Genomic DNA, 7,889 nt, shown 5'->3' on the forward strand with positions numbered 1-7,889 from the left:
CTGTAAAAGGCTGATTTGCCGCAGAGTTTATAATTACTGTTTTCGAACTATCTGGATCTCCATTTGACCAAGCTGAACCATTCCAGATTGTTGTAGATGTTTGATTTACTATAGTAATAGGAACTACTGGACTAGAAGTGCAATTTGAAGCATTGGTTACAGTAAAATAATAAGTACCTGCTGCTAGTCCTGTAATACTTCTGGAACTTGTGGTACCAGGAATTGTCTGTGATGCTACACCTGTTTGATTAATTGTCCAGCTTCCTGATGGTAAACCTGTAAGCGTAACTCTTCCTAAACTTTCACAAGTTATATTGCTGTCTTTTGTTACCGTTGGAGCAGTTGGAAGTGGGTTTACTGCTACAGTCCATGTTCCTGCTGACGCTGTTGGTGTTGTACTGCATGTCCCATCACTCGCTAATCTTCTATAAACTGTTGTTGCTGCTAATCCAGCTGGAGGTGTATATGTTGCTGCATTTGCTCCAGTAATATTTACACCGTCTGCCTGCCATTGGTATGTAATTGCTTCATCACCACCGCTTGCAGCTGTTACACTACCAATTTGAGAAGGAGTTCCTCCAGAACAAATTGTCTCTCCTGTTGTGCTTATTGCTCCTGATGTAAATTGAGAACGAACGGTTATTACAGCATTCCCAGTTATACTTGCAGCTACTGCTGTACAATTAGCATCGCTTAAAGCCGTAATAGCATAGGTTGTTGTACTTGTTGGACTAACACTCACTGTATAAGGGTTTGCACTGGTAGAAAAAGTACCTGATATCGCTCCATAAGTATATGATATGTTCCAAGGCGCTGTACCTGTAAATGCAACAGAAACAGTTGCGCTTGCACCATTACAAATAATTGTTGTACCACTTACCGCAGCTGTTGGTCGTGGGTTTACCTTTACCAATACCACTGCGGATGTATTGCTGCAGCCATTAGAAGTCACTGTTCTTCTGAACCAAGTACTTTGGTTTAAGATTCCTGGAGAATAATCTTTTGAATTTGTACCAGATATAGGAGAGAAACTCCCACCTAAACCTGTAGTACTTTTTTCCCAAGAATAAGTGTAAGTACCATTTCCAGTTGGAGTACTACCTAAAATTGTTGGAGCTGTTGTTCCTGGACAGATTGCTTGTGAGTAATTTGCAATTACTTTTAAACTTTTCACTGTTCCAACGCAAGGATCTGTAAAAACAGTATTACTAGGAAGAATTTTAATCGTACCCGAATTACCTAACAAAGCATTTTCTACTGTACTTTGACTGCTTGCAGCATGACATGTATAGTTTAGTGAAAAAGATGGACAATTCCCACTTGCTGTTCCATAGCTTGCAAAACTTACATTGTTAAAATAAGTTCCAGCTGGAGCTATAAAATCTGCAGCAGTAGCATTATTTTCTGCAGCATTTACACAAATAGATCCGGATGTCCCATTTGCATATGTAATAATATTATTTCCTATACCAACTGTTATAATACCACTTGTGGTTGCAGCAGTGCAAGAATTTCCAGTTGTAGTAACATTATAAGTGAATTGACCACTAACCGTCGGAGTTCCGCTAATTGTTAAAGTATTTCCAGATACTGAATTAGTTACTCCAGCAGGAAGACCTGTAACAGTTGCTCCTGTAGCACCACCTCCTAATGTCATCGTAATATTTGTCATTGCTGTGTTTTGGCACAAATTTCGGTCTGATCCAGCACTAATAGTATGAATAGGGTTTACGGTTATCGTTGCCACAGCACTATTTGCAGTACTGCATGTCCCGCTTGTAACTACTGCTCTATAATAAGTAGTAGCAGTCAAATTGGTTGCTATTAGTGAGGTAGTCGTATTTGAAATATCGGTAATTGATGATGCAAATGTACTAGACGGAGAAGATTGCCATTTTGTAACTAATCCTGTATGACCACTTAATGTTAAAGTAGTACTATTTGTCCCTGTACAAACAGTTGTTCCTCCTCCAATGTTTCCTCCAACAGAAATTGGATCTACTACAACCACTGCGCTCCCGCTCATACTTATAGCACAACTATTCGGTGACGGATTTGTAGCAACTACCGTATAGATACCTGGTGCTGTTTTAACACCAAAATTAATTGGAGATCCGTTTCCTGTACGTGGAGCTCCATCGATAGCTCCATCTAAACGCAATTGATAACTAACCCCCGTAGTAGAACCACTCAAACCTACTGCAAATCCAGTACCTCCAACACAATATGATCCTCCGCCCGTTACATTATAAACCACCGGAGCAGCATTTAAATAAACGTATGTGCTCGAAGGAGCTCCTGCACAACCACCCGATGAAGTTACTACAACTGTTGCTTCTTGAGTTCCTGTTGCTGTTGCAGAAAAAGTTATCGTTGGATTTTTAATAGTAGTTGATGAAAATACCGCTCCTGGAGATGTACTTGACCAAGCATAAGTTACACCGGAAGCAGGAACATTATCAACGTCTAATTGAACGGGTACACCTGCACACGCAGTTAAGGTTCTAAAATTTCCCTTAGGTACTGTTGTGGCAATTGGAGTTACCTGAGAACTTGGTACTAACACGATATTGTCTACAATAGAACCTAAAGTTGCTCCTGGATTTTGTGGATTATAAAATTCAACCGCAATTGAAGAACCTGTTGGCGTAAAAGTCAACGAACCTATTTGAGGAGTAGTAGAATTGTTCGTAACATAACTTGTTGTAGCAGTTGAACCTCCTAATAACCTAACATAAACTGCAACGTTTGTTGGAGCATTTGGTCTTTTGGCATATAAAAAACTTAATGTATAGGGAGTATTAGGAACAACTGTTACAACTTGCCTAAGTGATGCTTCTGAATCTAATTCTGCAGTATTATCAAGATTGCTGTTAGTAAAGTAAGTCCCTTCTGTATTAATTTCTACTCTATTACCTAATGCAGTAGCATAGGTCCAGTCTGTAGTACCACCACTAAAGTCACCATTTTTTATTAAGTTGCTAACACAATTTGCAACAAGAACAACCTGATCTGTAGACGGCGTATTACAACCGTTGCTTATTGTCCAGTTTAAGATATATGTTCCTGTTCCCACGGGAGTAAATACAGCCGTTGGGCTGGTAGTACTACTAAACTGACTTTGTGATGTACTGGGACCACTCGCAATTGTCCATGCTCCAGTACCAACAGATGGCGTATTAGCGGCCAATGTAAATGTACCATTACTATTTTGATCAGGACCTGCATTTGATGTAGTTACAGTTGGACAAATAACTGTACCGCTGAACTGAAAATTATCAATACTAAAAACACTACCATTAGCATCCCCAGATCTATATGCATATAATCGGAAAGTTATTGTTGTCGTAATTTTTTCGAATAAATTTCCAAAGGAAAAACTATTATTCGTTGTACCGCTTTTTACTCCATCAATATTATCCAAATAACCATCAACACTAGACCTCAATACAAATCTTGACGGTCCATTTACGTTAACATTTCCATTATATTCAAAACTTGTATAATTTATTTCATAACCTGAATTTGGAGTTATTGTAAACTCAAAATAATCTGATGAATTAATACTATTTGAATTCGTCCACCCTGATGCACTGTATATGTCATTAGCATTAACACCAGAAATCCCAGAACCTCTGCGAATACCTGATACCGAGATATTCGGATTTTTCACGTCTCCGGTAGTGTAAGGATTTGATGTATTTGGATTTCTACCTGTAATTGGATTATTCCAAATAGATTGGCCAAAACCAGCAGTATGCAAAAAAATAATTAATAAAAACGAGTAAAGTAGTTTTCTCATCATATTTTAGTAGGTATTTGTTTTAAATTTGTTTTTGGGCTGCTTAAAAGCAAAAAGGGCAATATTTACTCTAAAAGAAGTGTGGCCTTTGTTTTTTAATTCGAATTCAAACTTTAAAATCCTGACTTTTAGTACAGTTATAAACATTTAAATTCGCGTACAAAAATATTTAAATTAGCCTAATACGCAAGGTTATAAATTAATTCTTTTTAGAATATATTAACAATTTTTAGAATTATTTTATAACTAATTGAGCATTATCACTTTTAAACGTTAAAAAGAATGAAAAACCCGACGAAAGATACTTTTACCATCAAAGAAGCTTTACAAAAATTAGAACATTTTTGCGCTTATCAGGAGCGTTGTCATGACGAAGTTGTAGCTAAATTATACAGCTTAAAAATGACTTCAGACGAAATTGATGTAATTATCGTACAACTTATTGAAGGGAATTTTCTAAACGAAACTCGTTTTGCCTGCAGCTTTGCAAGAGGAAAGCATCGCATTAAACAGTGGGGGAAAATTAGGATTACAAACGAATTAAAAGCAAGACATATATCGTCGACGAATATCACTTTAGCCTTAAAAGAAATTTCAGCAGAAGAATACTTCGAAACTTTTGAAAATCTAGCAGAAAAATGCTGGAACAATTTGATAGAAACCAATCTTTTAAAAAAACGTAAGAAATTTTGCGACTACATCCTTCGAAGAGGTTATGAAAGTAATTTAGTGTACGAAAAAGTTCAGGAATTGGAAAAAAAATAGATTGCCATTTTTCAATAAAAAAGAACAGCTTTCCAGCTAATTATAAATCATTTTATCAGCTCAAAAGTACTATAAATACCCTACAGAATTTCAAACTACTTTTGGTTGTAAATTATTCCTTTTTTGCGTAATTCATAGCAAACTAGACGTTTTTGGGTCAACAAGCTCAAAAACACCCCCTTAAAAACGTTAAATTTTACGATTATTCTTATATATTTTTTTAACATTTTATAAGAAATCACCTCGATTGTTATTTTTTACGATGTAGTTCATCGAGTATTTTAACAACTCATCGAATAACTCCCCATTCTGAAAACCCTACCTATTTCTAGCTCGTAGATGTCTTTATATTTGCGCGGGCACTAATTATTATGCCAGCATAACAAACTGATAGAAAACATTTAAGCATGAAGAAAACTTTACTTTTATTTTTATTTTTGCCTTTTTTAGGGTTTGCCCAACTAAACGGCGATTACATCATCAGTTCTGCACATAGTGATCCGAATTTTAGAACTCTTGCAGCTGCAGTTGCTAGATTAAACAATGTTGGAGTTTCTGGACCTGTAAAGTTTTTACTTGATGAGAATCAGACAATAACTTCGTTACTTTCTATTAATCAGATTAATACAACTGCAACTAATAGCGTTATCATTAAACCAAATGCAGGAAAGAACATAACAATAAATGCAAATATGCCTGATGCCTCAAACGGTGTTCCGGCAGTCTTTAGATTTAATGGTACAAGTAACATAACAATCGACGGTAGTAATTCGACTTTAAACACTAAAAATTTAACCTTAGTAAATAATGATAATTTAAATTATACTGCTCGAGCGATAATTTGGATAGCAAGCAACGGAGCAACTGGTTCTTCAAATATCACAGTTAAGAATAGTAATTTTAGATTTTCAACTCGAAACCAACAATTAACTCTTTTAAGCGGGGTTTATTCTGGGGGTAATGGGATTGGAGGAAACACTTCAATTAGTGTTCAAGAAAATACAGGCGCAAATTCAAACATATCCATTATAAACAATGAAATGTTTAATGTTAAGGATGGTGTTAATATCAACGGAGTAAATTCAGCAAATTCTCCAACAGGATGGAAAATACAGGGAAATAAAATTGGAAGTACGGTTGTTGCCGAAAAACCAGTTAGAGCAATTTATTTATCAAATGCTTTAAATTATGAAGTTTCTGGCAATACTTTGTCTGGAATTAGAAATACTGAAAACCAAGGGAATGATGGCGCTGCAATTGTTCTTATAGGAACAAGTTACGGAACTATTTCAGGAAATTACATAAATGATATTGTTAATAATGTACACAATAATTCTTATTTTACAGCGGGTATTGTGAGTAGGTCCAGCGGAGTCAACACCATTGCTAACAATATAATAAGCAATGTCTATAATACGACTACGGACTCAAACAATGGAAATTTCTACAATAAAGGGAACAATATCCATATAGCATCTGGTAGTACAACAAATATATATTATAATACTATTATCGGAAGTGGAGCTCCAACTGGTACAGCGTATGCTTCATGTCTATATATTTCTGGTGGTTCTGGTATTAATATTAGAAACAATATTTTTGTTAATACGCAGACTAACAAACAATATGCAGTATTTAATAATGGAGGAACTTTAGGCCAAATTAGCAATAATGATTACTATGTAACAAATGCTAGTAATAATTTTCAAAATAGAATAAATGGAACTGAATATTCTGCAACTACAGCAGGAACCGTACCTGCTTCATGGAATACAGCTGTTTCTGACTCTAATTCTAGAATTATTTTACCAGCGTTTACTTCAGATTATCACCTTCAAGATGTTACTGCCAACGCTAACTTAATTGGAGTTGCTATTCCTGCAGTTACAACAGATATAGATGGAGAAACAAGAGTTAAACCTTACATGGGCGCTGACGAAGTTCTTCCTTGTGCACCAACTGGCGACCAAACTTCTTTTGGAACTGAATCATGGATCGGATATGTTTACAAATGGACAGGAAATACTGCTCCAAATCCAATTAACCCAAGTACTTTACCCGATACTTCAATTGCTACCTATATTGGAACCGTAACAGAAAACAAAACGTTTGACAGAAATATGGGGGCTAATGCTATTAGCGGTGTTACTACAATTATTCCTTGCGAAGCCGCTCCGACTAATAAGTTTTTAGTGCGATATAAAATGCGTACCACAATTGCCGAAGCTGGGAATTACTATATGGTCCTTGCAGGCGATGATGGAATTAGACTTTACATTGATAACCAATCAGTTATAACTCGCTGGAATGACCATGGTTATACTACCGATGTTGCATCGAAGTACTTAACAGCAGGTTCTCACGAATTTGTTATCGAATATTATGAAAATGGAGGTGATGCAAGAGCTACATTTTCATTTGATTTAACAAAAGGTGACCCGACAGTTTATGGTGACAAAGTTTGGAATGTTTACGGATATCTAAAAAATGACATAACCTTAGAAACTGCAGTATACGCTGGATATTACGTTGAACCGAACTTAAACATAAATTCAAGAGATTATTGGAATACAGCTGCCTCACCATCTACAGCTACAAATTGGCAGGGAGCTGCAATACCAAATGATAACTTTACAGTATCATACAAACGCCAAGGTTTTCCTTGTGGTCAATATCAAATCCAACGTGCGCATTATGATGATGCTATTCAAATTTATATAGATGGGGTTTTGAAATTTGAGAGATCAGGCTGGGATAACAACCCTGCTTTGATAAACAATGGAGATCTTTACACCCTAAATAGCAGCTCTAAAGTAGAAGTGCGTTTAAGAGAAGATGGTGGTAATGCAAATGTTGGGATAAACTTTTTAAAAGTACTCACACCTTATAACGGAACAGGAACTGTTAACCCTAACACTGCAATCCAAATCAATTCAAATACAACATTGTCCTCAGATATTACGGTATGTTCTTGTACTGTTAATCCAACGTACACACTGACAGTCCCAAAGGGTGTTACATTAACGGTTGATGAAGATATAAATGTAGGAACTGGCGGAAAATTATTAGTACAAAGCGGCGGATCATTACTTCAAACAACTACCAGCCAAACTATGTTTACAGGTAATTCAACTGCTTTTGAAATTCAAAGAACAACTTCTGTACGTCTTTTTGACCTTACATACTATTCAATGCCAGTTACAAAACCTGGCTTTACAATGCACGATTTATCACCAAATACTCTTTGGGACAAATATCAATATTACGATTCAGATGCAGGAAAGTGGACCATCGACTATTATGGAAAAATGGTTATGGAGAC

At 36.1% G+C, this 7,889-nt stretch carries 3 protein-coding genes; 2 read left to right on the forward strand and 1 reads right to left on the reverse strand.

The window, feature by feature from the left end:
• Positions 1-3,805, reverse strand: a 3,805-nt coding sequence (locus tag BSF42_RS22125) for a DUF642 domain-containing protein (protein ID WP_141248497.1), incomplete at its 3' end; no start/stop codon positions are given.
• Positions 3,806-4,084: 279 nt separating this feature from the next.
• Between BSF42_RS22125 and BSF42_RS22130 the strand changes: the two genes are divergently transcribed.
• Positions 4,085-4,567, forward strand: coding sequence for a regulatory protein RecX (locus BSF42_RS22130; RefSeq protein ID WP_095955271.1), 483 nt, complete (start codon positions 4,085-4,087; stop codon positions 4,565-4,567).
• Between the two features lie 407 nt (positions 4,568-4,974).
• The coding region (locus tag BSF42_RS22135) for a PA14 domain-containing protein (RefSeq protein WP_216360300.1) at positions 4,975-7,889 on the forward strand (2,915 nt) is incomplete at its 3' end.

It is taken from the genome of Flavobacterium sp. ACN6, from assembly GCF_002304005.1.
Lineage (GTDB): Bacteria > Bacteroidota > Bacteroidia > Flavobacteriales > Flavobacteriaceae > Flavobacterium.